Below are 24,054 nucleotides of genomic sequence, written 5' to 3'. Positions count from 1 at the left end.
CCCAGCAGCAGCAGCAGTCGGCCGGTGGGGGCCCGGCCGCGGGGGGGGGGGGGGGGGCGGCCCCCCCGGCGGGGGGGGCCCCCCCCCCCCGCCCCCGCCCCCCCCCGCGCGCCCCCCCCCCCCCCCGCGCCCCTGCGGCTCACTTGTGCTGCTCGCGTTCACTCGACCAGCCTTCGCGTGAGCAGGAACAGGGCCTTCATGATGCGGACCTCCTCGTCAGTCGGATCAGCCGGAGCGTCGCCAGCAGCGACGCGCCCGACAGTGCGGTCAACAACCAGGGCACCGCGTGGATCCCGGAGGCCTCGATCCCGACACCGAGCAGCGGCGGAGCCGCTACCCCGCCGACGTTCGAGGCCGCGATCACCCACGCCCCGGCTCGCTCGGCCTGGGGAAGCGCCCTGGTGAGCCAGGCGAAGCCCGTCGGGAAGACCGGTGCGATGAACAAGCCAACACCGGCGTACGCGACCGGTGCCACTCCTTTAACCAGCGTCAACAGCAGACACACCGTCATCCCGGCCGCGCACACCGTGAGGATGCGCTCGGGGGAGTACCGCAGGGTGACCGGTACGACGAGGAAGCGGCCCGCCGTCATCATCAGCCAGTAGACGGAGGTCGCCGACGCGGCCACGGTCGCCGTGTAGCCGACCGTCTCCAGATGCGTGGGCTCCCAGCCGCCGACGCTCGTCTCGACCGCCACATTGAGGATGTAGAGGACCAGGAAGCCGACGAGGACCCGCGACAGGCCGAGGCCGCCGCTTCCCGTTTCCGCCGGCGGACCGTCAGATACACGTGTGCGTACGCCACTTGAGCCCGCGAACACCAGCACCGCCGCCAGCACCGCGCACGCCCCGAACGCGTACGGGTAGTCGTCCGGACCGAGCCAGGCCACCAGCGCCGGGCCCAGTACCGCGCCGATGCCGTAGTGGGCGTTGAGCACGTTCAGCATGGCGGTGGAACGGTCGCCGAAGCCGACGGCGAAGAGCTGGTTGAGGCCGTAGTCGATGCCACCGAAGCCGAAACCGCACAGGAATGCGGCGGCCAGGGCCAGCGGCCAGTTCGGCGCGAGCGCGAAACCCGCGCCGCCCACCGCCATCAGGCCGTAACCCCACGCCAGCAGCGCCCTGTTCCTGACCCGGGAGTGGACCGCGTTGAAGGCGAGGACACCGGCGACCCCGCCCGCGAAGTGCAGACTCAGGCCGAGACCGGCGGCGGACGGGGAGAGCCCGAACTCGTGGCGCAGGCCCGGTATCGCGGGGCCGTAGAGGGACTGGAGCATGCCGATGAGGACGAAGCCGACGCAGGACGCGACCGCGGCCGACCGGGCGAAGAGCCGGTCGGCCGCAGGCGTTTTCATGACGGTGCCGGTCAACTGGGCTCCGGTGATTCCGGGCGCGCGGCTTCCGAGAACACGAAGGAGAACTCGGCGGGTTCGGCGTTCAGGAAGTACTGCGGGAGCGGGCCCGGGCCGCAGGACTGCGAGCCGATGCCGTGCTGGCCGTGGTCGAGGTTCACCCATACTGTGTCGCCGGGTTCGAGGTCCGTGCGGTGGGTGGCCGCGTCCAGCTGTTCCGTGGTCCAGCGGCGGGCGGTGAACCAGAACTCCGGGTCGCCGTCGATCCGCAGCCCTCCCAGCTCCGCCCAACGGACGTCCGCGCGGGCGCCGTTCTCCTGGGGGCGGACGTAGGGGGTCTGGAGGCCGTCGACCGAGGACTCCCAACGACCGAGCAGCGAAGCCGCCTTGGTGTCCGGGTACCCCTCGCCGGGTCCGCCGCCGAACCACTTCAGACGGTCGGCGCCCGCGTCCAGCCCGAAGCGGATGCCGAGCCTCGGCAGCGGGAACGTCCAGTCGCCCTCGGGCGCCACGGACACCGTCAGCCGCAGCCGATCGCCGTCCGAGGTCCAGCGGTACACCGTGGCGAGCCCGATCTCCCAGGCGGCGGGTGCCACCCGGGTGCGTACGGTCAGCGCGTCCTCGCCCAACTCCACGCCGTCCAGGCGGTGTCGCATCCGGTGCAGGCCGAACTTCCGCCAGAGCAGACCGAACCGGACGTCCGTCTGCCAGGACGCGCCGTCGTCGTTGTCGGTGGTCGCCCGCCACACGTCCAGGCGGGGACCGGTGACGTCCACCGCGCCGATCGACTTCAACTCGCCCGTACGGGCGTCGAAGGAGGCCGGTCCGAGCGTGATCCGCCGCTCGCCGAGGACGGGTCCGACGGTGGCGGAGACATACGGCAACGGTCGTACCGCGACCGGGATTTGGCCCCACCCGACGACATGACCCGCGGGAGCCCATGCGGTGTCGGCCGCCAGCGACGCCCGTACGGTCCACTGGGATTCGGCGCCCTCGGACTCCACGGGCGGTGCGGGCAGCTTCACGTCGGCCGACTCGCCGGGCGCGAGCGGCGGCACCGTCAACGGGCCCGACTCGACCGTCTCGCCGTCCACTTGGTAGGACCACTGGAAGGCGAATGCGGACAGGTCGGCGAAGTCGTGCTTGTTGGTGACCCGTACGGAGCCGTCGTAGCCGTCGGGACTGTCGATGGAGACCGGCTCGATGACCTTCTTGTACTCGATCAGGCCGGGGGAGGGGAGGCGGTCCGGGAAGAGCAGTCCGTCGCAGACGAAGTTCCCGTCGTGCAGCTCCTCGCCGAAGTCGCCGCCGTACGCGAAGCCGTGGCGCTCGTCCTTGATGCCGTGGTCGATCCACTCCCAGATGAAACCGCCCTGGAGCCGGTCGTAGGACTCGAAGAGGCGCTGGTAGTCGGCGAGTCCGCCGGGGCCGTTGCCCATGGCGTGGCCGTATTCGCAGAGGATGAAGGGGAGTTGGCGGCGCTTGTGGGTGCCGCCGTCCAGACCCTGGCCGATGCGCTCGACCTCGGCGTGGTCGGCGTACATCCGTGAATAGACGTCCGTGTCACGGCAGTTGATGTCACCCTCGTAGTGCACGAGACGTGAGCGGTCACGGCCGTGGATCCACTCGGCCATGGCGGTGAGCCCGCGGCCGGTGCCGGCCTCGTTGCCCAGCGACCAGATGACGATCGACGGGTGATTCTTGTCCCGTTCGACCATGCGCGCGGCGCGGTCCAGCAGGGCCGGAGTCCAGCGGTCGTCGTCAACCGGGTTGTCGCGCCAGGCCTGTTCGGTGAAGCCGTGGGTCTCGAGGTCGCACTCGTCGATGACCCACAGGCCGTACTCGTCGCACAGGTCCAGGAAGGCCGGGTGCGGCGGATAGTGCGAGGTACGGACCGCGTTGATGTTGTGCCGCTTCATCAGCAGCACGTCCTCGCGCATGGTCTCCAGATCGAGGGCGCGGCCCTTCTCCGGGTGCCACTCGTGGCGGTTGACGCCCTTGAAGAGGACCGCCTTCCCGTTGACCTTGATGAGGCCGTCGGAGAGTTCGACGGTCCGGAAGCCGATGCGCAGCGGGACGCGTTCGCCCTCCGTGGTCAGCAACCCCTCGTAGAGGTAGGGCTGTTCGGCCGTCCAGGGCCGCACCGGCACGGTGACGGACTCGCCGGTGGCGACATCGATGTCCAGCGCGGGCACGGTGATCCGGCCGTCCACGTCGGAGTCGACGCGCAGGGTGCCCGCGCCGCCGACGTGGTCGTAGGACGCGTGCACGAAGAAGTCGAGGGCGCTGCCCGGCGGGCGGTGCAGCAGGGTGACGTCACGGAAGATGCCGGGCAGCCACCACTGGTCCTGGTCCTCCAGGTACGAGCCCGCCGACCACTGGTGGACGCGGACCGCCAGCACGTTGCCGCTGGGCTTGAGCAGGTGTCCTACCGCGAACTCGTGGGGCAGCCGCGAGCCCTTGAACTCGCCGATGTCCGTGCCGTTCAGCCAGACCCGGGCGCAGGACTCCACGCCGTCGAAGCGCAGCACCGCCCCGCCGTCCGAGGGCCACTCGGACGGCAGGTCGAAGACGCGCAGGTGGTCGCCGGTCGGGTTCTCGGTCGGGACGTGCGGCGGGTCGACCGGGAAGGGGTAGAGGTGGTTGGTGTAGATGGGGGAGCCGTGTCCGTGCAGGACCCAGTGGCCGGGGACCGTGACCTCGGCCCAGCCCCCGGCGTCGTAGCCCTCCGCGGCGAACGAGTCGTCCTCGGCGTCGGCCGTCGCCGACACCCGGAGACGCCAACTGCCGTTGAGCGACAGTGACTTCGCGTCCGAGGACGCGTAGCGGGCACGGGGCGGGAGGGCCCCGCTGCCCGGTGAGACGTCCTTGATGTAGTCGGCGGCGGTGCTGGAAGTCATCGGTCTCCAGGTCGTGAGATGCGGGTGTCAGCCCTTGATGCCGGTCTGTGCGATTCCCTGGACCAACCAGCGCTGAAGGAAGAGGAACACGAAGACCAGGGGCAGGATGGAAACTGCGGTGGCCATGAAGATGAGATGGAAGTTGACGGTCTGGTTCGTCATGAACGACGACAGGGCGATCTGCACGGTCCAGGAGTTCGGGTCCTGGCCGATGACCAGCGGCCACAGGAAGGCGTTCCAGCCGCTGATGAAGGTGATCGTGGCGATGGCCGCGAAGAAGTTCAGCGAGTTGGGTACGACGATCCGCCAGTACGCGCCCCAGTAGCCGAGCCCGTCCACGCGCGCCGCCTCCTCCAGCTCCTTGGGGAACCCCAGGAAGTACTGCCGGAAGAGGAAGCAGGTGAAACCACTGAAGAGGCCCGGGATGATGAGACCCCGGTAGGTGTCGACCCAGCCGAGGGACGAGACGAGGACGAAACTCGGCACGAAGGTGACGGCTGTGGGGACCATCAGGGTCGCCAGGACCGCGTAGAAGACCTTGTTGGAGTGCTTGTAGGGGATGCGGGCCAGGCCGTAACCGGCCAGCGAGCAGACCAGGAGTGTGCCCACGGTCATCAGGACGGCGACGACCGTGGAGTTCCACAGGGAGCGGCCGAACTGGACGGTCGGGTCGTCGAACAGCTCGGAGATGTTGCCCCACTGGAAGGAGGGCAGCAGCTTCCAGTTCTCGCCGGTGATCTCCGGGTCCGTGGAGAGGGCGTTGCGGACGATCAGATAGAAGGGGATCAGGAAGAGCAGGGCGGCGATGCCGACGGCGAGGTACAGGCCCGTGTTGCCGAGGACGCCCCCGCGCTTCTTGCTGCGCTTCTTGCCCAACTGTGGTGCGGTGGTGGTCACTTGGACTCCTCTCCCCTTCCGAAGCCCATGATCCTGCCCTGGGCGAGGGTGACGATGCAGATCAGCAGCGACAGGATGACCGCGCCCGCGCTGCCGGCGCCGTAGTCCTGGCTGGTCCCGAGGGCCGCCTTGTACAGCTCCATGAGCGGTGTCTGGGCCCACGTGGCCTTGGTGCCGATGATGTTGAAGAACTCGTCGAAGGCCTGGTAGGCGGCGACGAGCAGCAGCAGGACCACCGCCGTGGAGGTGGCGCGGAGTTGGGGCAGCGTGATGTACCGGAAGGTCTGCCAGCCGCGCTTGGCGCCGTCGATCTCGGCGGCCTCGTACAGTTCTGCCGGGATGTTCTGGAGCGCCGCCAGGAACAGGATCATGTAGAAGCCGGCCTGGATCCACAGGCGCAGGCTCACGATGACCAGCCAGTACCAGGGCGGGCTGGGGTTCGCGAGATAGGCGATGTTGTCGACGCCGAACCAGCCGAGGACGGTGTTCATCAGGCCGAAGCGGACGCCGCTGAAGATGGACATCTTCCAGATCAGCGCGGCGGCGACGTACGACACGGCGGTCGGCAGGAAGAACACCGACCGGAAGAACGCCCGCATGAACCGCAGTTGGTTGACCAGCAGGGCCAGACCCAGCGACAGCGCCCAGGTGGTCGGCACGATGAACGCGGCGAACACCGTGAACGTCAGCAGCGAATCAGGGAAGTTGCTGTTGGTCAGGATCTGCTTGTAGTTGTCGAAGCCGATGAAATGGCTCGGCGTGACGGTGTAGCGGGCGTCGAAGAAGCTGAGCCAGATGCTCCATCCGATGGGGACGAAGACGAAGATCACCAGGCCGATGAGGAACGGGCCGGTGAAGAGCCAGAAGTTCAGGGTGGCGTTGGACCGCAGGCCCCGCCGCGGCCGGGACTTGGAGGTCTCGGCCGCGGCGGGCTTGGCGACCCCGCGCGTGGTGGTGGTCGACATCTCGGGTTCCGTCCGCCGGCCTATCCGAACAGCTTCTTGAGCTCGACGTTGACCTTCTTGTCGCAGGCGTCGAGCGCGGCTTCCGGATTTCCGTTCTTGCGCACGGAGTTGGCGATCACGTCGGCGAACGCGGTCAGCATGGTCTGGTCGAAGCCGATGTTGTCGAAGTGGCCGTAGTCGGTGAAGAGCTTGACGCCCTCGGCGGGCAGACCGGACTTGAGCTTGGTGGCCCCGGCGGCGATCGAGGAGCGCGGCGGGATGTGGAAGCCGTAGGAAGTCGCCCAGTCCTCCTGGTACTTCTTCTGGTCGATCCACAGCCACTTGACGTACGCCTTGGCCGCCTCGACGTTGTTGCCCTTGGCGTTGACGAACATCGACCAACCGCCGTTGTAGACCGACTGCTTGCCCTTGCTGCCGATGCTCGGGAAGGGGAAGATCCCCAGGTCGTCGCCGAGCGCCTGCTGCATCGCCGGCATGGACCACATGCCGCCCCACTGGATGGCGCACAGGCCCTGGTTGAGTGAGGACGGGTCCCAGAAGTCGGTCGGGGCGTCGAGCAGCACATGGCCGCTGGTGAACAGCTGGCGGAGCTTCTTGAGGCCCTCGACGACGCCGTCCGTGTGGTAAGCGATCTGGTTGTTCGCGTCGAGGGTGTCCGCGCCGGCCGACCAGATGATCGGGTTCTGGACCGCGGTGAAGTCGTTGCCGAGGTAGGCGCCCTTGACCTTGCTGGTGGTCAGCTTGGCGGCGGCCTCCAGCAACTCGTCGAGCGTGGTGGGGACTTCGACCTTGGCCTTCTCCAGCATCGACTTGCGGTAGTAGAAGAACTGCGGGTCGTCGATCATCCGGATCCCGTAGATCTTCCCGTCCACCGTGTGCGACTTGATGTCGGCCGGGTTGAAGTCGTCCTTGACCGGATCGATGATGTCGCTCAGATCGGCCACCTGACCGCTCTTCACCAGCTGCAACTGCGGGTGGAACTCGAAGACGTCCGGCGCCTGCTTGGTGAGCAGGGACGAGAAGAGCTTGGCCTCGAAGTTGTTGCCAGTGATCCAGTTCGTGGTCACGTTGGCCTTGGTGTAGGCCTTCGCGTACCGCTTGATGGCCTGTTCCGTGCCGGCCTCGCCGTACGCGTGGAAGTACTGGACGAGGTTCGTGCCCGAACCGGAGCCCCCGCCACGGCCGTTGTTGCCGCCGCAGGCGGCCAGGGCGCCGGCGGCGGTCATCCCCGCTGCCGCCCGGAATATCGATCGGCGGGACCAGTTGCTGTTGCTCATTGCCGACATGGTGACGTCCTTGTCTCTCGCGCGGCTGCGGCTCCACGGCTCAGCTGCCCGTGGCTGAAATCGAGGTGCGGTGCGGGACGTTAACCTTCGGCTAAGGCTTCGGCAAGGGGTTGGACGAAGTCTGTTCGAAGCGTTGTGCAAGGTTCGGAATACCGGACGTGACGAAGGTGCGGGCCGCCGTGCCGCCGGCCCGCACCACGCCTTCAGGTCGTCATCAGACCTTCGACCAGGCCTCGTTGGCCCCGCCGTTGCAGCTGTAGAGGATCACTTTGCTGCCGTCGGCGGTCGCCTGACCGCTCACGTCGAGACACTTACCGGACGCCTCGCTGAGAATCTGTCCGTTGGCGTTGAGCAGCCATCGCTGGCCGGGATCACCCGTGAAGCCGGCGCTGGTCGTCAGCCCCGAACTCCCCACCGTCAGATACCCGTTGGCCCCCTTCAGGCCACCCTTCGCGTCGTACGACCACGTCTGCTCCGCCCCGCCCGTGCAGGTGCCGATCGCGGCCCCCGAGGCGTCCGCCGTCAGGCACTTGCCGGACTGGCTGCCCCGGAGGGCGCCGGTGACGGCCGTCGAACTCCCTTGACCCTTGCGGGGTTTCTGGTCGAGGACGTACGTCGTGATCGAGCGGGCGGCGAGCGTCGTGGAGACCGTGGAGCCGCTCACGTCCGGCTCGGCGGCCTTCGCCCAGTTCTCCGTGGCCGAGGTCCGCACCGCCTGCGTCGCCCGCACCGGCACCTTGCTGTTGAAGTGCAGGTTCAGCGAAGTGTCCGTGGTGTTCTGGTTGTTGACCACGACGACCCACTTGCCGTCCCGGTCGTACGAGGTCACCTCGACACCGCTCGGCGCGCCCGTCACGTTGTGCGCGACGGAGCCCGGTCGCACGAACTTGCTGTACTGGCCGAGCGCGTAGTACCGCTTGGTGAAGTACAGGGTCTGGTTGCCGTCCGTCGCGTAGTCGGGGTCGTAGTAGATCAGCCCGTCGTTCCAGCCGACGTCGTTGCGCGCGGCCGGGTCGGTGCCGTAGCCGCTGGCGAGGGCGACCCACCACTGGAACGCCGAGTCGTGTGCGCTCGCGAAGTCCTTGTACATGATCCGGGACATCAGCAGGGCGTTGTCGATCGTCGGGTCGTACTCCTGGTTCCAGCCCGTGGTGCCCTTGCCGAAACAGCAGATCTCGGTGGCCCAGGAGGGCTTGCCGACCGTCTTCGCGGTCTCGTAGACGTTGCCCAACTGGCCGTCGTTCGGGTTGTTGTAGGTGTGGTGCGCCAGCTCGGACACGTACTGGGCGGTGTCCGGCTGCGCGATCCACTGCGGGACCTCGGTGCTGAAGCTCACCGTGCTGCTCGACTCGTCGGCGATGATGCTCGTCCGCTGCTTCCGGGCCCGCTGCTCGGCGCCCAACGCCCGCACGATGTCGTCCCGTTGGTCGACGGTGACCTGCATGCCCTCCTGGCCGCAGTCGCCGAAGTTGTTGTTCGGCTCGTTGAAGGGGCTGATGTAGTCGAACTTCGCGCCCTGCTTGGCGAAGTGGGCGGTGACGTCGGCGACGTACTTCGCGTAGTCGCTCTCGTTCTCCGCCTTCAACTGCCCGCCGCAGCTCTGCCCGTTGGTCGTCCACTGGGCGGGCGCGCTGTTGACGAAGCCGATCAGATCCTGGACGCCGTACTTCGCGGCGTACCTGAGGAACGTCTGGCCGCCCTTGTCCTTGCTCCAGTCGTACGACCCGTCGGCGTTGAGGAAGTCCTGGGCGGCGCGGGCCGGGGTGGTGACCGCGGCGCCACCGCCGCCGATGTTGTAGCGGTAGGAGGAGAGGTCCAACCCCTTTGAGGAGAACAGGAGTTGGGCCACCCGGGCCTGCACCTCAGGCTTGAAGTACTGGAGGTCGTTGACCCACCAGGCGCCGGACGCGCCGATGTTGTCGATGGTCTGGGCCGCGTGGGGGGAGACCTCCGCCGGTGCGACGCCGTCGGCGTTCGCGGGCGGCGCGGATATCAGGGCCCCGGTGACAGCCAGTGCGGCTGCGGCTGTCGCGAGGATCGATCTCCTGGGGTGGGGCTGAGTCACGTGCATCCCTTCCGTCGTCATGAAGGTGGCGCGGTACGGCTCCTTGCCGAGGTGGTGCGGTTTCTTCCGGTCCTCTGCCCGACCGACTGAAGTGCCCCTTCGAGCGCGAAAGTCGCCGCTCCGAGGCACGCCGGGTCGGTGGGGATGGGGGAGAGGACGATCTCGGTGGCGGCGAACGGCCGCCCGAGCGCGTGCCGTTGGACGGCCTCGCGCACTTCGTGCAGCAGCGGATCGCCGAGCTTGCGGGCGACCCAGCTGCTGAGCACGACCACTTCGGGGTTGAGGACGTTGACGAGGTTGGCGATGCCCGCGCCGATGTAACGGGCCGTCTCCCGTACGACCTTGAGGGCCACGGGATCGTTCGCGGCCACGCCGCGGGCCAGCGCGTCGATGGTGGCCGTCTGGTCCTCGGAGTGCAGCAACGGGCTCTGCGGGCTCAACTCCCGCAGATTCAGCATGATTCCGGGCGCGCCGACATAGGCCTCGACACAGCCGTGGTTGCCGCAGCGGCACAGGCGCCCGTCCAGGACGAGGGTGGTGTGACCCCACTCGCCGGCACTGTTGCTCACGCCCCGGTACAGCCCGCCGCCCAGCGCGAGGCCGGCGCCTACCCCGGTTCCGAGGTTGACCACCACCGCGTCCCCGCGTCCGCGCGCCGCTCCGAACCACATCTCGGCGACCGCGCCGGCCCGCAGCGGATTGTCCAGGTAGAGCGGGTAGGCGATGACCTCGGAGAGCAGGTCCAGCAGCGGCACGTCGTGCCAGTCCCAGTTGGGCGCGTACTCCGAGACGCCGGTCTTGCGGTCCACCTGGCCCGGCACGCTCACCCCGACGCCGAGGACGCGGGCCGCCTCGACGCCGGCCTGTGCGACCACCGACCCGACGGCGGCGGCGACATGGCCGACCACCTGCTCCGGACGGCTCTCGCCGGGCCGCATGTCCTCGTCGGCACGGGCCAGGACGTTCAACGCCAGGTCGAACAGCTCGACATGGACGTACGTCTCCGCGATGTCGACACCGATCAGCGCGCCCCCCGACGCGTTGACCGCCACCAGACCCCGGGGGCGGCCACCCGCCGAGTCCTCGAAGCCGACCTCGGTGATCATCCGCAGGTCCAGCAGCTCACCGACGAGCGTGGCCACCGTGGCCAGGCTCAGCCCGGTCGCGGCGGCCAACTCCTGCCGGGAGGTGGGCGACTGGGCGATGATCTGGCGCAGCACCTCGTAGCGGTTCGCGGTGCGGATGTCACGTGAGGTGCGCTTCACCGGGTTGCCCCCCAAGGCCTTCGCGGTCATGCCGGGGGCACGACGGCTCCGGCGCGCGGCAAGGCTATGGGCTGCGGGTGACGTTCGACAAGGGGTTAGGAAAGGGGCTATACAAAGTCGCCCGCCCGGTCGTCGGCCCGGTCCTTCGCCGGGCCGCCCGCCGAGTCGTGGACCGAGTCATTCACCGATGACGTCCCGGACGAATGCGTTCGCGAACGTGCCCTGCGGGTCGAGGTCCCGAGCCAGCGCCGCGAAGTCGCCGAGCCGCGGATAGCGTCCGCGCAGTACCTCCGCCGGGGTGGTGAAGACCTTCCCCCAGTGCGGTCGCGCGTCGAAACCGTCCAGCGCCTCCTCCAGCCGCCGCACCACCGGCAGCACCGCCGCCGTGTCCTCGATCCAGGTGAAGTGCAGCGCCACCGTGTCCCGCCCGTAGGAGGGGCTCAGCCACTGCGCGTCGGCGGCGACCGTCCGCACCTCGCAGATCTGCAGTACACCGGCGACCGTCTCCCGGATCCCGTCGACCGCATACAGTGCGTCGTATGCGGTCGACCGCGGCAGCAGGTACTCCGACTGCAGCTCCGCCCCGCTGCTCGGCGTGAACTCCGCCCGGAAGTGCGGCAGCCGCTCCTGCCAGGGTCCCGGCACCCCGAGCTGCTCGGTGGTGTTGACCGCGGGCATCCCCGGCACCGGGTGCAGCGCCTCCGTCGCGGGCGCGGCCCACGGGAAGTCGACCGGCGCCTGGTCGGTGCGCCGCTTCAGCCACACCTGCCGAAAGCCCGGCTCCCGCCAGTCGGTGAACAGACTCACGCTGTACGCCGAGGCCGCCACCGTCTCGAAGTCCAGCCCGGCGAGCGGGAGTTCGGTGAAGACGTGCTGCTCGACCTCGAAGGCGGGCTCCAGATCGAGGGTGAGGGAGGTGACGACACCGAGCGCGCCGAGCGAGGTCACGGCGCCGTCGAAGCGGTCGTCGCCGCGTGCGATCGTCACCGTCGACCCGTCCGCCGTGACGATCTCGACCTCGCGGACAGCTGCCGCGAGCGAGCCGTTGCGGACGCCCGAGCCATGGGTGCCGGTCGCCACCGAACCGGCCACCGAAATGTGCGGCAGGGACGCCATGTTGGGCAGCGCGAGGCCGTGCTCGGCCACCCGGCGGGCCAGCTCCGCGTACCGGACGCCGCCCGAGACCCGTACCGTCCGGGCCGTTGTGTCCACGTCGAACTCGGGCGGCAGCGCGGCGATCGACAGCAGGGTGCCGTCCGGGCCCGGCTCGGCGATCTCGTTGAAGGAGTGGCCGCTGCCCAGCACCCGTACCCGCGCGCTCTCCGCCACGAGGGTCCTGAGCGCGTCGAGTGTGCGCGGGCGGTGGAGTTCCTTCGCCGCGTAGGTGATGTTGCCGGCCCAGTTGGTGACCGTCTCCGTCATGCCTGCCGTCCCTCCGGGAGCGTGCGTTTCCCCCGACCCTCTCACCCTGTCGACGACTGGTGCGGATTTCGTCGTCTTGTGGCGACGATAGCTACCTTATGGGCAAATCTATCGCCGTGTGCCTACGGTATCGGTAGTCTCCGGCGTTATGACCGACCGTTTGCCTGAGACCGACCTCACCCGCCACCGCCGACTCCGTGAACAGGGCAGCCTCGACCGTGCCGACCTGGACGCGATCCTGGACGCCGGGTTCGTCTGCCATCTGGGGGTCGTGATCGAGGGGCGGCCGGTCGTGGTCCCCACGGTGTACGGGAGGGACGGGCGGCGGCTGTATCTGCACGGGTCCGTCGCGAGTCGTAGCCTCGCGGGCGGAGATCCCGTGTGCGTCACCGTCACGCATGTCGACGGGCTGGTGCTGGCCAGGTCCGTCTTCGAGCACGGGGTCGACTACCGCAGCGCGATGATCCACGGAGTGCCTCGCAAGGTCACCGACCCGGACGAGAAACTGGCCGGCCTGCGCCGCCTCACCGAACACGCGACGCCGGGGCAGTGGTCGTATGCCAGGCAGCCGAACCGCAAGGAACTCGCCGCCACAACCCTGCTCGTCCTCCCGCTGGACGAGGCCTCCGTCAAGATCCGCACCGGCGGGCCCGACGACGGCGACGGACCCGACGCGGAACTGGGCCTGTGGGCCGGGACGCTCCCGCTGACCTCGACCTGGGGCGCACCCGTTCCGGACCCCGCGCTGCCGCCGGGCATCCCGGTGCCGGAGCACATCGCGCGCCGCGAGGGGGCCCGGCAGGGCTGATCCGGCAACCATCTCCGTCCGGGCACGGGGGCGCCAGGGGAGTGTGCCGACCAGGCCGGGGGCGACCCGCACCACACCGCGCCCCCCGCTCCCACCGCCGAACCGCCGGGGGCATACCGTGAGGAGTCGTACGTCCGAGCAGGGCGCACGCGCCGGGAGGAGATACGGGATGGGCAGCCGCACCGCACTGGTCGAGGATCTGATGGAGCGCTTTCCGCATGTGCCGCGGGAAGCCGTCTTCAAGGAGGACCTGCTGCGCGGGGGTGTCGCCTTCGACCCGTCCGCGCTGAGCGACAACGAGGGCGGCGAGGTCAAGCCGAAGTCGTACTTCATCTTCTCCTTCGACCACGGCACCCTGCCGGAGCTGGGTGAGGCCGCGCTGCGCCGCCCGCCGGAGGAGATCATCCTCACGGGTGGCCCGTACGACCTGAGGCGGACCGTCGTCTCCGTGCGGGTGAACCCCGCCTCGCCGTACCGCGTGGCCTCCGACGAGGACGGCGTCCTCGGGCTCTACCTCGACGGGAAGCGGATCGCGGACGTCGGTGTGCCGCCGATGCCGGAGTACTACAAGCACAAGCTCGCCAACGGGAAGTCCGTCATGGAGGTGGCCCCGACCATCCAGTGGGGCTACCTGATCTATCTGACCGTCTTCCGGGTCTGCCAGTACTTCGGCGCCAAGGAGGAGTGCCAGTACTGCGACATCAACCACAACTGGCGCCAGCACAAGGCCGCCGGTCGACCGTATACAGGAGTCAAGGACGTCGAGGAGGTCCTCGAAGCCCTGGAGATCATCGACCGCTACGACACCGAGAAGGTGTCGACCGCATACACCCTCACCGGCGGCGCGATCACCAAGACGGTCGCCGGGCGCGACGAGGCCGACTTCTACGGCCACTACGCCAAGGCCATCGAGGAGCGGTTCCCTGGCCGGTGGATCGGCAAGGTCGTCGCCCAGGCGCTGCCGAAGGACGACGTACAGCGCTTCAAGGACTACGGAGTGCAGATCTACCACCCCAACTACGAGGTGTGGGACGAGTATCTGTTCAAGCTGCACTGCCCGGGCAAGGAGCGCTACGTCGGGCGCGCCGAGTGGCACAAGCGCATCCTCGACTCGGCCGAGATCTTCGGCGCGCGCAACGTGATCCCCAACTTCGTGGCCGGCGTGGAGATGGCGGAGCCGTTCGGCTTCAAGACCGTCGACGAGGCGATCGCCTCCACCACCGAGGGCCTGCGCTTCTTCATGTCGCAGGGCATCACGCCCCGCTTCACCACCTGGTGCCCCGAGCCCACCACCCCGCTGGGCAAGGCCAACCCGCAGGGCGCGCCGCTGGAGTACCACATCCGGCTGCTGGAGGCCTACCGCGCCACGATGGAGGACTTCGGGCTCAAGTCCCCGCCCGGATACGGCGAACCGGGACCCGGCCGCGCGGTCTTCTCCGTCAGTTCCTTCATGGACAGCCTCCCCGCCGAGGAGCCCGCGGCTTTGTAAGGTAACGGTGTGGCCAACTCCTGCGACGGGTGAGACGGGAGGGGCTCGGACACGTACAACTGCACAGAGGACGACTGACGGTTACCGTAATTGAATACCCGGCTTGTCAGTTGTGTGGGATGCGTGAAAGGCTCTGGCCCTGTCACGAGGCAGCCCCCCTCCAACTCGCCTAATGTCAGAGCTAGTTGGCCGTCATTCGTGGATGCAGGAGACCCATGCCCGACCTGCCGACTCCCCAGGACGCCGCTGAGGCCGCGCTGTTCACCGAGTGCTGGGACGCCGTGCTGTCCTACGCCGACCTGTGCACATCCGGCGCCGCCTCGGCCACCGAGCTGGCGAGCGAGGCCTTCGCACTCGGCATTCAGGAGGCCCGTTCCGCCGGGTCCGGCCCGATGCGCGGCCCGACCCGGCGCGTCCTGCCGGTGATACCGCTGCTGCTGACCGCCGTACGGACCACGGCCGCGGAGTGGGAGTTCGCCGGGCGGGGGCACCGGCTCGACCCCGACCTGCGGCTGTGGCTCAACTCGGAGAAGGCGGCCCGCTTCCACGGCATGCCGTTGCAGCGCCCGATCGCCCTGCGCGGACTGCGGGATCTCCAGGAGCCGGACGCGGCACTGCTGTGGCTGGCCGAGGTCGAGGCGCTGCCGCTGACCGTCGTGGCCCGCCGGCTCGGCCTCGACCCGGCGATCGTCTCCGGTGAACTCGCCCAGGTGCGCGGCCTGTTCAGGGACCGCTGCCACCGCAACCACCTCGACTCGCCGATGGCCGCCGAGTGCCGCAGCTACGCCCGGCTGCTCGACGCGGTCACCCGCTCGCCGTCCGCCGACACCCCCGAGGACCTCTCCCGCCACCTCGCCACCTGTGTGCAGTGCGCGGAGGCCGCCGCCTGTCTGCGACTCCAGGGCGGCGGACTGCCGTCTGCCCTCGCGAGCGGCGTGATCGGCTGGGGCGGGCTCGCCTACCTGGAGCGCCGCCGCCGGGCCGCCGAGGTACGGCTCGGCGGCGGGCGCCCGATCGCCGAACTCGAGGCCGGGGAGTCCAAGGAGGGCGCGAGCAAAGCGCGTCTCGTGCGCAACGGACTGCTCGTCGCCGCCGTCCTCCTCTCGTTCGTGGCGCTCGGGGTGTCGATGATGCCGATGGGCGGCTCCGGGCGCGAGAACACGGCCAGCGACGAAGCCGACAGCCAGCCGGTGATCGACCCCGGCTCCACCGTGACCTCCGTCGGCACGCACCCGTCGACCACGCCGTCCGCGTCCGGGCGGCCGACGGCGAGCGACAGCAAGGCGAGTGCCACGCCCAGCGACAAGAACCCCGACACCGAACCCCAGGGCACCGCCTCGGCCACCGCGAGCGACGCCCCCGCGCCGACCACCGGCGCACCGGCGCAGCCGCCCGCCGCGGCGAGCTGCGATGTCACCTACGACCTGGTCAGCCAGTGGAAGGACGGCTTCCAGGCCACGGTCACCGTCACCACCACCAAGGCCCTCGACAACTGGCGGGTCGCCTGGTCCTACCGCGACGGCCAGCAGGTCACCCAGATGTGGGACGCGAGCGTCGCCCAGGACGGCTCCCGGGTCACCGCCACCGCCGCCGACTACAACAAGAACGTCGCCGCGAACAGCAGCCTCACCTTCGGCTTCCTCGGCACCTGGAACAACAGCAAGAACTCCGCACCGTCCGGCTTCACGCTCAACGGAGCGTCCTGCGACTAGTTCTGACGGTGGGTCAGGTGAAGCGGGCGACTGGGTGCCTGCCGTAGCGCGGCCGCAATTCACTAAGGCAGGTTGATAAACTAGCCTTAGTATATGAGCGACGAAGAACCGGACCCCGAAGCGGTCGCCTCGGCCCTGATGACGAGTATCGGCGTGCTGCTGCGGCGGGTGCGCCAACTGCCGGTCGGGGGTGGGCTCACGATGCCCGAGCGGGCCGCCCTGGCGCAGTTGGACCGTTCCGGCCCCACCACCTCCTCGGCGCTGGCCCGGGACGCGCAGATCACCGCGCAGGCCATGGGGGCGACGCTGGGCGCGCTGCGGACCCGGGGCCTGGTCGAGCGCCGCCCGGACCCGGAGGACGGCCGGCGCGTGGTGCTGACGTTGACCGACGAGGGCCGGCAGGCGCTGCGGGACAAGCGCAACGCGCGCGCCGAACTCCTCGGCCGAGCCCTGACCGGCGGCACCTTCACCCCGGCGGAACTGAAGCAACTCGCCGTAGCCGCACCGCTGTTGGAGCGACTGGCCCAGAACATCTGACGCCGACGGTGCCGGAGGAAGCAACCGCGTGACGAAACCTCCCACGACGCGCACCCCGCGGCGTACGGTCGCCGGGGACCGTTCCAAGCGGACCGCTCTGACCAACACCACCGCCTCAGTCTTCATGTCCGCCACCACCGCCTCGGTCCTCATGTCCGCGGTCGACGGCTCCATCGTGCTGATCGCCCTGCCGGCCCTTCCAGTCGGGCCTGGTCATCGTGTGCGTCTTCGGCGCCACGCCGGCGCTGCTCGCGGCGGTCGCGTCGGTGCTGCGGGGTGCGAGCCCGGCCGCGCCCGGGAACCCGGAGCGGCCGCGAACGTTCGCCACCGAGAGGCCGGTGCCGCGAACATCTGCCATCGAGACGCCGGCGCCGCGAACATCCGCCGCCATGAGCTCCGCATCGCGAACGTCTGTCACCGAGACCCCAGCACCGCCAACACCCGTCACCGAGACCCCAGCACCGCGAATATCCGGCACCCCGACGCCCTCGCCCGCCCGGCCGGACAGCCCGACGACCGGGACGACCGGGACAACCACAGGAGAGACACCCCCGTGCCACTGACGACGGCCGCCCCCACGTCCGCCCGCCGGCCCAGCGCCGAGCACGTCCTCCCCGAGCCCGGCGCGACCGCGCCCGCCGCAGCGGCCGTAGAAAAGATGGAGGCGAAGCGATGAGCCTGCTCGGCCGACTCCTCAACAACCGCAGGGCGGGAGAGACGCACACCGCGTGGAACCTGCCCCACCTGCGGGGCCCGGAGCTCCTGACCCTCACCAGCGAGGACTTCGCCGACGGCGCCACCATGCCGCTGAAGAACTGCGCGAAGCACATCGGCGGCGCCGACCAGTCCCCCCACCTCGCCTGGACCCCGCCCCCGCCCGGCACCGCCCAGCTCCTCCTGGTCGTGGAGGACATCGACGTCCCCCTGGCCAAGCCCGCCGTGCACTGCCTCGCCCTGATCGACCCTGCGGCCGGACACCTGGACCCCGGCGCCCTGTCCGCGCGACACCCCGGCCCCGGGGTGCGGGTACTTCGCTCCACGGTCGGACGCGGCTACCACGGCCCCGCACCCATCAAGGGCCACTGCCCGCACCGCTATGTCTTCCAGTTGTTCGCCCTGTCGACCACTGTGGACGGCGCACCCGCCTACGCGCCGGTGGACCGGGTCCGCCCCCGCACGCTCCTGCCGTCCGTCCCCGCCCCCGTCCTCGGCCGTGCCCGCCTCGCCGGCGTCTTCGAACGCTGACTCCAGTACGGCGAATCCGCATACACAGCGAATCTTGGGACACGTTTTACGTGGCAGACGAAACTGCCGCCCCCCGGGTATCCGTCTGACATGGAGTCGGGCCATTCAGGGCCGAAGCAACGAGAGAGTGGGGCACGTCGTGGGACGGCGCAAGGGCAGCATAGGGATCGCACTCGTCACAGGTGTGGTGCTGGTGGGCGCGAGTGCCTGCGGCGGGGGCGGCAGCGCCAAGGCGAGCGGGGACGACGCGAAGGCGTCGGGCAAGCCCAGCGCGAGTGCCTCGCCATCGCCGACGAAGCCCGCGGGCCCGCCGATGCTGCTGGACACGATCACCCCGCAGGCCGGAACCACGGTCGGCGTGGCCATGCCGATCTCGGTGATCTTCACCAACCCGGTGGCGGCCAAGGCGCGAGCCACCGTCGAGAAACACATGAAGGTCAGTGCCTCGCAGTCGGTGGTCGGCGCCTGGCACTGGATGGGCGACAGGCGCGCAGACTGGCGCCCGAAGACGTACTGGCCCTCCGGTACGACGGTGAAGATCGACGCCGACATGACGGGCGTCAGCAACGGCAACGGCCGCTACGGCGTGCACAACTACACACACACTTTCAAGATCGGCGACGACGTCCGCGCCGACGTCTCGGTCACCAACCACACCATGAAGGTGACCAAGAACGGCGCGGCGGTACGCACCCTGTCGATCAACGCGGGCAGCGCCCAGTACCCGACGTGGGACGGCACGATGGCCGTCATCGACAAGCAGAAGAAGGTCCACATGACCTCCTGCAGCGTCGGCATCAGCTGCGACAAGGGCAGCCCCAACTACTACGACCTGACCCTGCCCTGGGACATCCACCTCACCCAGTCCGGCACCTACGTCCACTACTCGACCGGCGACCCCAACCCGGGCACCGGCAGCGCCCGCGGTTCACACGGCTGCGTCCACCTCTCCCTCTCCGACGCCGAATGGTTCTACGGCCAGGTCAAACAGGGCGACCCCATCACCATCACCGGCTCCCCCCGAGGCAAGGCCCCGGCGGACAACGGCTACGCGGACTTCAACCTGGACTGGAGCCAGTGGCTGGCGGGCAGCGGCTCTGGTGAGGGGACCACTGCGGCGCTTTGACGGTACGGGTCACCGGTTGACCTTCAACTGATTCGGCCGACGCGACTGACGCGCCTGAACCAGTTGGATCAGCTGTGGGGCCCGCCGGATCTTACGGGCGCTTGTGGCGGGGGCGGCCGACGCGGTTCCGCCGCGCGCCGCACCCGCACCCTGGCCCAGGCGGTGCGCCCGATTCGCGGGCCTGCACATCCACGCCCGGGGTTGTTCAGTACGGAGCCATGACCAGATCGCCGATCACGCCCAGACCGACCTGAGCAGCGAGCCACGGTGCGCGTTCGGCCTCGACCTGCTTGACGTGGACGAAAACCGTGTGGTCGGGCGCGGGTTCCTCCAGTTCGAGGTCACGGACGTTCACGCACAGGGTCACGAACGCACCTCTCGTACCACCGACGCCCAGGCCCACTTCCGGGGCCTCGGGCCAGGCGTTGAAATCCCACCGAACCGAGGCGGGGCTTTCGCCCACCGCCTTGAGGAACGGCTCGACGGTCTCAGGCGGCATGGCCCAGCCCCGCAGCCGGACGGGGAGGTGCGCCGCAGGATCGTCCCCCTCGACCCACCGCTCGGCGTCCGGAATCAATTCCTGCAGTGCCGCGAGAACGTCAGCCGAGAAGACCCGTGCCTCGAAATCGACTTCGAGATCCCGCAGGTCGGCGATCGTGAGCAACCGCTCCACAGTGTGCAGCCCCACCGAGAGATCAGCCGTCCTGAGGACGGGCTGCGCATACGAGTTGGACATGGCGGCCACTCTGCCATCATGCGGTCCCTGGCCGTTGCCTTGCCGGAGTGCCATCCCGGGCCGATAGAGGCCGCGAAAGACCTCTCATGGAGATCCCTGCCCGCACGTGCCAGGACGCCCGAACCGCAATGCGTGGGACTGGAGGACGAGGACCGTCATCCAGAGTGCCCACATTCCCACCGTCAGGACGAGCACAGTGCCTTCGCTGAGCCGCCTCTCGCCGATCCCCTCGTTCGGAAACGAGGAACATCCAGGTGGTCAGGCGGGTCTCGAAGGCTCTCAGGATCCCTCCGTAGTTCTTGATCAACGCATCCCGTACCGGCGCCGTGCATTTCCGGTGGCATGGCTGCGCCGTAATTCGGTGGCGTCGCGACTGGTGCGTGTTCTAGGGTTTGGTGCTGTTGGAGCGGCAACCCTGCGTTGCCGACGGTGACTTGGCTTGTGTTGTGGGAGGTGTGACCGATGGCTGTCTCTGTGATGGGCGCTGCCCGCATCCGGAAGTTCATCAAGTCCACTCCCGTGGTCTCCGGCTGACCTCAGAGCTTCTTCCGCGTCTGTGTGCGCGGTGCCGGGGCCACCCTTGTGAAGGGTCACCCCTTGTCTTTCTCTTCTCTCCCGGGTTTGCTCTCGTCCTCCTCGCACCCGCTCCAGCCGTACGGCTGGGACGCGGACTGGGAGGCCGAGTTCGCCCCCTTCGCCGAGCAGGGGCTCCTGCCCGGCCGTGTCGTACGGGTCGACCGTGGACTGTGCGATGTCGTCACGCCGGCCGGCACCGTCCGTGCCGACACCGAGTTCGTGGTTCCGCGTGATCCGATGAAGGTCGTGTGCACGGGGGACTGGGTCGCTGTCGATCCGGAGGGTGGCGATCCGCGTTATGTGCGGACGCTGCTGCCCCGTCGTACCGCGTTCGTGCGGTCCACCTCCTCCAAGCGGTCCGAGGGGCAGATCCTCGCGGCCAATGTCGACCACGCGATCGTCGCCGTACCGCTGACCGGGGATCTCGACCTCGGCCGAATCGAACGGTTCCTCGCGCTCGCCTGGGAGTCCGGTGCCCAGCCCCTCGTCGTGCTGACCAAGGCCGACCTCGTGCCGGACGCGGTGACGTTGTCGTATCTCGTCCAGGACGTGGAGACGGCGGCGCCGGGGGTGCCGGTGCTGAGTGTCAGTGCCACGACCGGGGCGGGGATCGACGTGCTCGCCGCGGTCGCCGCCGGTGGTACGTCCGTGCTGCTCGGGCAGTCCGGTGCCGGCAAGTCGACGCTCGCGAACGCGTTGCTCGGCGAGGACGTGATGGACGTCCGGGCGACGCGTGACGTGGACGGCAAGGGCCGTCATACGACCACCACGCGCAACCTGCTCGTACTGCCCGGCGGCGGTGTCCTGATCGACACGCCGGGGCTGCGCGGTGTCGGACTGTGGGACGCGGAGACCGGGGTCGGGCAGGTGTTCGCCGAGATCGAGGAACTGGCGGGACAGTGCCGTTTCCAGGACTGCGCCCACGTCGCCGAACCGGGGTGCGCGGTGCTCGCCGCCGTCGAGTCGGGCGAGCTGCCCGAGCGCCGGCTCGACAGTTACCGCAAGCTCATGCGGGAGAACCAGTGGATCGTCGCCAAGACCGACGCCCGGCTCAGGACCGAACTGCGCCGCGACTGGAAGCGGAAGGGGGCGGAGGGGAAGGCGGCGATGGAGGCGAAGCGGGGGCGCTGGGCCTAGCGGTCCAGAGGGCGAGCTCGGCTCGGCCCCGCCCGGCCTCAACGCCGCGTCCGATTTCCGCCAGCCCCATCCCCGGGGATGGCGGAGACTGGACTGCGTGATGGACGAAGACAGCAGGTACGAGGCCGTACGGAGCCGGGACGCCCGGTTCGACGGTGAGTTCTTCTTCGGCGTCGCGACCACCGGGATCTACTGCCGGCCCAGCTGTCCGGCCGTGACGCCGAAGCGGCGCAACGTGCGGTTCTTCATGACGGCCGCCGCCGCGCAGGGCTCGGGGTTCCGGGCCTGTCGGCGGTGCCGTCCGGACGCGGTGCCGGGGTCGGCCGAGTGGAACGTGCGGGCCGATGTCGTGGGCCGCGCCATGCGGCTGATCGGCGACGGAGTGGTGGACCGCGAGGGCGTCGCCGGGCTCGCCGTACGGCTCGGATACAGCGCGCGGCAGGTCCAGCGGCAGCTCACCGCCGAACTCGGCGCCGGTCCCGTCGCCCTCGCCCGGGCCCAACGGGCGCACACCGCACGTGTCCTCGTGCAGACCACCGACCTGCCGATCACGGAGATCGCGTTCGCGTCCGGCTTCGCCAGCGTGCGCCAGTTCAACGACACGATCCGCGCCGTGTACGCCTCGACCCCCAGCGAACTGCGCACCAACACGCCCCAGCCACCGGCCAAGTCACCGGTGAGAGAGCTTGCCGCCGCGCCCGCCGACGGGACCGTCCACGCCGCCGAGCCGTCCGCCGGAATCCCGTTGCGGCTCGCGCACCGCGGCCCGTACCAGTCCGCCGCCGTCTTCGACCTGCTGCAACGCGAGGCAGTTCCCGGCATCGAGGAAGTCACCGGCACCCCGGGCCGCCGCACCTACCGCCGTACCCTCCGCCTTCCCTACGGCACCGGAATCGTCGCCGTCGACGAACGCCCCGGCACCCTCAAGGGCCGCCCCCACAGCGGCGGCTGGCTCGACGCCCGCCTCCACCTCACCGACCACCGCGACCTGACCACGGCCGTGCAGCGGCTGCGGCGCCTCTTCGACCTCGACGCCGACCCGTACGCCGTCGACGACCGGCTCGGTGCCGACCCCCGGCTCGGCCCGCTCGTCGCCGCCCGGCCGGGCCTGCGCTCACCGGGCGCCGCCGATCCGGAGGAACTGGCCGTGCGGGCGCTGGTGGGGCGGGCGGAGGCCGAGCGGCTGGTGCGGCGCTACGGCAGGACGCTGGACGTCCCGTCCGGCACGCTCACCCACCTCTTCCCCGAACCGTCCGTACTGGCCGAGGCGTTGCCCGGCGATCCCCTGGGCGGCCTCGTCGCCGCCCTCGCCGACGGCACCGTACGACTCGACGTCGGCGCCGACCGGGACGACGCTCAGACCGCCCTGCTCGCGCTGCCCGGTATGGACGCCGCCACGGTCGCCGTCATCCGCGCCCGCGCTCTCGGCGACCCCGACGTGGCACCGCCCGGCGCCGACATCCCGGACGCCTGGCGCCCCTGGCGTTCCTACGCCGTACAACACCTGCTCGCAGCAGGGGAGTTGGAGTTGCCATGACCATCCGCTGGACGAACTTCGAAAGCCCCTTGGGGCAGTTGCTCCTCACCGCCGACGACAGCGGCGCCCTCACCTCGCTCTCCGTCCCCGGCCAGAAGGGCGGCCGTACCGTCCAGCCGGAGTGGCGGCAGGACCCCGGCCCCTTCCGTGCGGCCAGCGAGCAGCTCGCCGCCTACTTCGCCGGTGAACTCAAGGAATTCCAGCTGGAGTTCCACACCTCCGGCACGGACTTCCGCGAGCGGGTGTGGAGCGCCCTCGACTCCGTTCCGTACGGCGCGACGACGACGTACGGCGAGATCGCCGCCCGGATCGGCGCGTCGCGGGCCGCCGTGCGAGCCGTGGGCGGGGCGATCGGCGCCAACCCGCTGCTGGTCGTACGCCCCTGCCACCGGGTGATCGGTGCCGACGGATCACTGACGGGCTATGCGGGCGGCCTCGACCGGAAGGTGCACCTGCTGACTCTGGAGCATGTGTTGGTCTAGCCGGCCTAAAGGCCCCAACTGTGGATCCGCCTGGGATGAATGCGGATCACCTCCTCGCTCATGTGCGGCCCCAACTCGTGCGGGCCGACGAGGAGTTCGGCCTCGCCGCGGATGTCGATGCCGCGTACCCGCCACGGGCTGACGCTGACGATGTCGTCCACGACCAGCGCGACCTTCGGGTTCGCCCGCAGGTTGCGCCACTTCTTCGTCGTACCCATCGCATAGCCACCGACCAGGATCGTCCCGTCGTCCTGCGGGAAGAAGCCGACGGGATTGGCCTGCGGCTGGCCCTGGGGGTCGACGGTGGCCAGGCGCCCCAGCCGCTGCGACTTGAGGTACGCGCGCTCGGCCTCGGTGAATTCGGTCATGTCCGCAGCCAAACACGCCTGCCCGCCCACCGCATCGGCTTCGGGGACCAGGACTTCCGTCCTACTCCGGACAGGCGGATACGGCCGCGGCCACCGGTGATGCTCCGCCGTCCGCCGCGCTCCGCGTGCCACGGTCGCCTCCTCGTGATC

At 69.6% G+C, this 24,054-nt stretch carries 20 protein-coding genes; 10 read left to right on the top strand and 10 right to left on the bottom strand.

Annotation, left to right across the window (positions count from 1 at the left end; translation table 11 throughout):
- Positions 1 to 196 precede the first annotated feature (196 nt).
- The 8 genes from ACFXC1_RS10970 to ACFXC1_RS10935 form a co-directional block, all read right to left on the bottom strand.
- A complete protein-coding gene (locus ACFXC1_RS10970) occupies positions 197 to 1,354 on the bottom strand; it encodes an MFS transporter (RefSeq protein ID WP_381241472.1) in 1,158 nt (385 codons plus the stop codon).
- An 11-nt stretch (positions 1,355 to 1,365) separates the two neighbouring features.
- On the bottom strand, positions 1,366 to 4,251 hold the full coding sequence (locus ACFXC1_RS10965; RefSeq protein WP_381241470.1) for a glycoside hydrolase family 2 TIM barrel-domain containing protein: 2,886 nt from the start codon (positions 4,249 to 4,251) through the stop codon (positions 1,366 to 1,368).
- A gap of 27 nt (positions 4,252 to 4,278) precedes the next feature.
- The gene (locus tag ACFXC1_RS10960) at positions 4,279 to 5,148 is read right to left on the bottom strand and encodes a carbohydrate ABC transporter permease (RefSeq protein WP_381241469.1); all 870 of its coding nucleotides are present in this window, start codon (positions 5,146 to 5,148) and stop codon (positions 4,279 to 4,281) included.
- Positions 5,145 to 6,113, bottom strand: coding sequence for a carbohydrate ABC transporter permease (locus tag ACFXC1_RS10955; protein ID WP_381241467.1), 969 nt, complete (start codon positions 6,111 to 6,113; stop codon positions 5,145 to 5,147). Before ACFXC1_RS10955 ends, ACFXC1_RS10960 begins: the two co-directional genes overlap by 4 nt.
- Positions 6,114 to 6,133: 20 nt before the next feature.
- Positions 6,134 to 7,399, bottom strand: a complete 1,266-nt coding sequence (locus ACFXC1_RS10950; RefSeq protein WP_381241465.1) for an ABC transporter substrate-binding protein — start codon at positions 7,397 to 7,399, stop codon at positions 6,134 to 6,136.
- 214 nt (positions 7,400 to 7,613) lie between these two features.
- A complete protein-coding gene (locus tag ACFXC1_RS10945) occupies positions 7,614 to 9,470 on the bottom strand; it encodes a glycoside hydrolase (protein ID WP_381241463.1) in 1,857 nt (618 codons plus the stop codon).
- 11 nt (positions 9,471 to 9,481) lie between these two features.
- Positions 9,482 to 10,759, bottom strand: coding sequence for an ROK family transcriptional regulator (locus tag ACFXC1_RS10940; protein WP_381241462.1), 1,278 nt, complete (start codon positions 10,757 to 10,759; stop codon positions 9,482 to 9,484).
- Between the two features lie 147 nt (positions 10,760 to 10,906).
- On the bottom strand, positions 10,907 to 12,151 hold the full coding sequence (locus ACFXC1_RS10935) for an FAD-binding protein (RefSeq protein WP_381241460.1): 1,245 nt from the start codon (positions 12,149 to 12,151) through the stop codon (positions 10,907 to 10,909).
- A gap of 148 nt (positions 12,152 to 12,299) precedes the next feature.
- Here ACFXC1_RS10935 and ACFXC1_RS10930 point away from each other — a divergent pair, with 148 nt between their 5' ends.
- The 7 genes from ACFXC1_RS10930 to ACFXC1_RS10900 all read left to right on the top strand — a co-directional run bounded on the left by ACFXC1_RS10930 (position 12,300) and on the right by ACFXC1_RS10900 (position 19,068).
- Positions 12,300 to 12,959 carry a pyridoxamine 5'-phosphate oxidase family protein gene (locus ACFXC1_RS10930; protein WP_381241459.1) on the top strand — a complete coding sequence of 220 codons (660 nt, stop codon included), beginning with the start codon at positions 12,300 to 12,302 and terminating at the stop codon, positions 12,957 to 12,959.
- Between the two features lie 169 nt (positions 12,960 to 13,128).
- Positions 13,129 to 14,448: a radical SAM protein gene (locus ACFXC1_RS10925; protein WP_381241458.1), complete on the top strand. Its 1,320-nt coding sequence runs from the start codon at positions 13,129 to 13,131 to the stop codon at positions 14,446 to 14,448.
- A gap of 215 nt (positions 14,449 to 14,663) precedes the next feature.
- Positions 14,664 to 16,160 (top strand): cellulose-binding domain-containing protein, encoded by a 1,497-nt coding sequence (locus ACFXC1_RS10920; protein ID WP_381241457.1) that lies wholly within the window; start codon positions 14,664 to 14,666, stop codon positions 16,158 to 16,160.
- 93 nt (positions 16,161 to 16,253) lie between these two features.
- Positions 16,254 to 16,697 (top strand): MarR family winged helix-turn-helix transcriptional regulator, encoded by a 444-nt coding sequence (locus ACFXC1_RS10915; RefSeq protein ID WP_381241456.1) that lies wholly within the window; start codon positions 16,254 to 16,256, stop codon positions 16,695 to 16,697.
- A 28-nt stretch (positions 16,698 to 16,725) separates the two neighbouring features.
- Complete coding sequence (locus ACFXC1_RS10910) at positions 16,726 to 17,373, top strand: hypothetical protein (RefSeq protein WP_381241455.1); 648 nt, start codon at positions 16,726 to 16,728, stop codon at positions 17,371 to 17,373.
- Entirely contained in the window at positions 17,370 to 17,942 is a 573-nt protein-coding gene (locus ACFXC1_RS10905) for a YbhB/YbcL family Raf kinase inhibitor-like protein (protein WP_381241454.1), read from the top strand. The genes ACFXC1_RS10910 and ACFXC1_RS10905 overlap by 4 nt, the downstream gene beginning before the upstream one ends.
- A gap of 139 nt (positions 17,943 to 18,081) precedes the next feature.
- Complete coding sequence (locus ACFXC1_RS10900; protein WP_381241452.1) at positions 18,082 to 19,068, top strand: L,D-transpeptidase; 987 nt, start codon at positions 18,082 to 18,084, stop codon at positions 19,066 to 19,068.
- Between the two features lie 205 nt (positions 19,069 to 19,273).
- On the opposite strand, the gene ACFXC1_RS10895 is transcribed toward ACFXC1_RS10900, so the two are convergent.
- On the bottom strand, positions 19,274 to 19,804 hold the full coding sequence (locus ACFXC1_RS10895; RefSeq protein ID WP_381241912.1) for a hypothetical protein: 531 nt from the start codon (positions 19,802 to 19,804) through the stop codon (positions 19,274 to 19,276).
- Between the two features lie 597 nt (positions 19,805 to 20,401).
- Here ACFXC1_RS10895 and rsgA point away from each other — a divergent pair.
- From rsgA to ACFXC1_RS10880, 3 genes are all read left to right on the top strand, one after another.
- Positions 20,402 to 21,517 (top strand): ribosome small subunit-dependent GTPase A, encoded by a 1,116-nt coding sequence (rsgA, locus tag ACFXC1_RS10890; protein WP_381241450.1) that lies wholly within the window; start codon positions 20,402 to 20,404, stop codon positions 21,515 to 21,517.
- Positions 21,518 to 21,617: 100 nt separating this feature from the next.
- Positions 21,618 to 23,054 carry a DNA-3-methyladenine glycosylase 2 family protein gene (locus ACFXC1_RS10885; protein WP_381241910.1) on the top strand — a complete coding sequence of 479 codons (1,437 nt, stop codon included), beginning with the start codon at positions 21,618 to 21,620 and terminating at the stop codon, positions 23,052 to 23,054.
- On the top strand, positions 23,051 to 23,536 hold the full coding sequence (locus ACFXC1_RS10880; protein WP_381241449.1) for a methylated-DNA--[protein]-cysteine S-methyltransferase: 486 nt from the start codon (positions 23,051 to 23,053) through the stop codon (positions 23,534 to 23,536). Before ACFXC1_RS10885 ends, ACFXC1_RS10880 begins: the two co-directional genes overlap by 4 nt.
- 5 nt (positions 23,537 to 23,541) lie before the next feature.
- Here ACFXC1_RS10880 and ACFXC1_RS10875 read toward each other — a convergent pair whose 3' ends face one another.
- Complete coding sequence (locus ACFXC1_RS10875; RefSeq protein WP_381241447.1) at positions 23,542 to 23,904, bottom strand: PPOX class F420-dependent oxidoreductase; 363 nt, start codon at positions 23,902 to 23,904, stop codon at positions 23,542 to 23,544.
- Positions 23,905 to 24,054 lie beyond the last annotated feature (150 nt).

This window comes from Streptomyces hokutonensis (assembly GCF_042751305.1).
Taxonomy (GTDB): Bacteria; Actinomycetota; Actinomycetes; order Streptomycetales; family Streptomycetaceae; genus Streptomyces; species Streptomyces hokutonensis_A.
Note: the sequence above shows the minus strand (reverse complement) of the source record. Positions and strands in the feature narration are given on the sequence as shown.

Bases quoted from the DNA above. Each gene is read 5' to 3' on its own strand.
- ACFXC1_RS10970 (WP_381241472.1), bottom strand. From the start codon at position 1,354: ATGAAAACGCCTGCGGCCGACCGGCTCTTCGCCCGGTCGGCCGCGGTC.
- ACFXC1_RS10885 (WP_381241910.1), top strand. From the start codon at position 21,618: ATGGACGAAGACAGCAGGTACGAGGCCGTACGGAGCCGGGACGCCCGG.
- ACFXC1_RS10895 (WP_381241912.1), bottom strand. From the start codon at position 19,804: ATGTCCAACTCGTATGCGCAGCCCGTCCTCAGGACGGCTGATCTCTCG.
- ACFXC1_RS10945 (WP_381241463.1), bottom strand. From the start codon at position 9,470: ATGCACGTGACTCAGCCCCACCCCAGGAGATCGATCCTCGCGACAGCC.
- ACFXC1_RS10905 (WP_381241454.1), top strand. From the start codon at position 17,370: ATGAGCCTGCTCGGCCGACTCCTCAACAACCGCAGGGCGGGAGAGACG.
- ACFXC1_RS10915 (WP_381241456.1), top strand. From the start codon at position 16,254: ATGAGCGACGAAGAACCGGACCCCGAAGCGGTCGCCTCGGCCCTGATG.
- ACFXC1_RS10935 (WP_381241460.1), bottom strand. From the start codon at position 12,151: ATGACGGAGACGGTCACCAACTGGGCCGGCAACATCACCTACGCGGCG.
- ACFXC1_RS10920 (WP_381241457.1), top strand. From the start codon at position 14,664: ATGCCCGACCTGCCGACTCCCCAGGACGCCGCTGAGGCCGCGCTGTTC.
- ACFXC1_RS10950 (WP_381241465.1), bottom strand. From the start codon at position 7,399: ATGTCGGCAATGAGCAACAGCAACTGGTCCCGCCGATCGATATTCCGG.
- ACFXC1_RS10965 (WP_381241470.1), bottom strand. From the start codon at position 4,251: ATGACTTCCAGCACCGCCGCCGACTACATCAAGGACGTCTCACCGGGC.
- ACFXC1_RS10925 (WP_381241458.1), top strand. From the start codon at position 13,129: ATGGGCAGCCGCACCGCACTGGTCGAGGATCTGATGGAGCGCTTTCCG.
- ACFXC1_RS10880 (WP_381241449.1), top strand. From the start codon at position 23,051: ATGACCATCCGCTGGACGAACTTCGAAAGCCCCTTGGGGCAGTTGCTC.
- ACFXC1_RS10930 (WP_381241459.1), top strand. From the start codon at position 12,300: ATGACCGACCGTTTGCCTGAGACCGACCTCACCCGCCACCGCCGACTC.
- ACFXC1_RS10940 (WP_381241462.1), bottom strand. From the start codon at position 10,759: ATGACCGCGAAGGCCTTGGGGGGCAACCCGGTGAAGCGCACCTCACGT.
- ACFXC1_RS10875 (WP_381241447.1), bottom strand. From the start codon at position 23,904: ATGACCGAATTCACCGAGGCCGAGCGCGCGTACCTCAAGTCGCAGCGG.
- ACFXC1_RS10955 (WP_381241467.1), bottom strand. From the start codon at position 6,113: ATGTCGACCACCACCACGCGCGGGGTCGCCAAGCCCGCCGCGGCCGAG.